The following is a 2,169-nucleotide window of genomic DNA, read 5'->3' as shown; positions in this document are numbered from 1 at the left end:
TGGTGGCGACAAAACAGAGATAAGTTCGACTGGCTGATCCAAGAATCCCCTCGCCTCGATAGCAGGGGAGTGTCAAGGTTTAAGACAGAACTCAACCAAAAAGACCCACCGCGCACAGTAAATATCAAAACTGTTGGGATTCAAGGCTTGAACCAGTCGGAAATGCCAGCGTTGCACGCTCGAAAAGCCCGTACAATAATTGTGCGATGTGGATTCTACACACTGGGAGAATGCCGCGATTTGTGCGGTTTCAGGTTATGGACTCCTAGCGCTGCCAAAAAGCCCGCCGCTTGCCGCATCGCCCTTTCGTCAATTCCCAATTGTACGATCGCCGGCCCCGATCGCGGAAACTCAAGTCAATCTTTGGGCCAGCACACAGTCTTTCCGATCTCAGACAACGGTTTTAAAGAGGATAGTTTAGCTGCATGCAGGGAAATTTGAGTGAAATTGACATCCGCAGCATCCTGCAATTGATTGAGTTAGGTCAGCGCACCGGAGAACTGTTCGTAGAAGCCTACAGTTCAACCGCCAGCAACACGGGTACTCAACCCCCCCCGCGCTCCCTTGCAGGACAATCCTGGTATGTCTTCTGCTTCAACGGTCAGATTATTTACGCTACCCAGAGTGCGGGCAGTTTGTTGCGCTTGCGCGACTACCTGCGCCGCTACAAAGCAGACACAGCCCTCGACAAAATCCAAGTTCCTTATATGGCATCTACCAATGCCCCAGAATACGGCTACCTGTGGGCCCTGCTAGAAAACCACATCCTCACCCCAGCTCAAGGGCGCAACATCATCCACAGCATGGTTCACGAAACCCTGTTTGACTTGCTCAGCCTTCATCAAGGTTCCTTCACTTTTGAAATGGGGTCAGCATTAGCCCCTCAACTGACCAGCTTAGAAATTAGCCCCCTCCTAGCGAAGATTGTCAAACAGGTGCAGCAGTGGAAACAGTTTCACCCTCACATTCAGTCGCCAAACCAATGTCCGGTTATTTCAGATCCAACCGAGCTACGAGTCGCCCTCCCAGTCAGTACCTTTAATACTCTCAGGCGCTGGGCCGACGGTCACACTTCGATCCGCCAAATGGCACGATACCTCAACAGAGACGTGCTGACTGTCGCTAAGGCGATTTACCCCTTCGTGCAGCAGGGATTGGTGCAAGTATTTTACGAGCCATCTGTTGCGCCGGCCAACGACAGAAGAGAATGGCCGCCGTATCCAGAAAACAAGGTTAAGAGAGTTGTCTGCATTGACGATGACAATGTGATTCGTAAAACAGTCGAGTCAATTTTAAACGAACACGGTTACGAAGCTACCGCCATCGGCAATCCCCTGCAAGCCCTGAGTTTGGTTTTTCAACTCAAACCCGATTTAATTCTGTGCGACATCGCCATGCCGGAACTCGACGGCTACGAAGTTTGCGCTATGCTCCGCAATTCTACCGCTTTCCGGCAAACGCCGATCGTCATGCTTACAGGCATCGACGGATTTATCGATCGCGTTAAAGCCCGCATGGCCGGAGCTACAGACTTCTACACCAAACCTTTTGGCGAAAGCGAATTATTAATGCTGGTAGAAAAATATGTGGGCCCGGGCTATCCTTCATCGAATCTATCAACAAGATTATTAGATCGATCGCTCGAAGATGAACTCAAAGAAAAATAGACGTTGCTGATTTACGGTAAGGGTAAGCTGTTGGACTCGAAGTCGATGGAAGAAAGCAAGAATATTTTCACCGATCGCCTAAAAAAAACACTTGAATTAAACTGGATGAATCAATTGTCTGACAGGATGTATCAAAACGCTTTGATTAACCTCAAGGATGCTTTGACTCAGTATCGTTTTGGGCGATCGAGCGATTCAACTTTTGCCGAGCGGCGAAACGGTCAATCCGGCGCGCTATATTTGTCAAATCGAAAAATTGTGTCCCATCCGAAAAACACAAGAATCGTCTCGCAAAAAGCCTGTAAAAAGCCAGCGAAAAACCTGCCCCACAAGGATGCTCGCAGAAGTATAATTAAGATTGCCACACTTGGGAAGTTCGACCTTGACGAACCTTTAAACTGTAGTTTGGTTTCCCAGACTTTTACCTTGAAATACTCCCCGGCGTAAACGCACGGGGATTCTTTACGCTTCACCGACTGATGCAACCGAAGTTGTCTTACTC

Annotated in this window: 3 protein-coding genes; all 3 read left to right on the top strand. The window is 49.0% G+C overall.

Annotation, left to right across the window (positions count from 1 at the left end):
* The coding region (locus QUA97_RS28135) for a hypothetical protein (protein ID WP_333197601.1) at positions 1–441 on the top strand (441 nt) is incomplete at its 5' end.
* Positions 426–1,667 (top strand): response regulator, encoded by a 1,242-nt coding sequence (locus tag QUA97_RS28130; RefSeq protein ID WP_194066953.1) that lies wholly within the window; start codon positions 426–428, stop codon positions 1,665–1,667. The genes QUA97_RS28135 and QUA97_RS28130, both read left to right, overlap by 16 nt.
* Positions 1,668–1,712: 45 nt before the next feature.
* Complete coding sequence (locus QUA97_RS28125; protein WP_333197599.1) at positions 1,713–2,114, top strand: hypothetical protein; 402 nt, start codon at positions 1,713–1,715, stop codon at positions 2,112–2,114.
* Positions 2,115–2,169 lie beyond the last annotated feature (55 nt).

The organism is Microcoleus sp. CZ3-B2 (genome assembly GCF_036705055.1).
GTDB lineage: Bacteria > Cyanobacteriota > Cyanobacteriia > Cyanobacteriales > Microcoleaceae > Microcoleus.
The sequence above is the reverse complement of the archived record's forward strand: the minus strand, read 5'-3'. Positions and strand labels throughout refer to the sequence as shown.

What these genes read in the sequence shown, in the direction of transcription:
- QUA97_RS28130 (WP_194066953.1), top strand. Translation starts at nt 426, where the DNA reads ATGCAGGGAAATTTGAGTGAAATTGACATCCGCAGCATCCTGCAATTG.
- QUA97_RS28125 (WP_333197599.1), top strand. Translation starts at nt 1,713, where the DNA reads ATGGAAGAAAGCAAGAATATTTTCACCGATCGCCTAAAAAAAACACTT.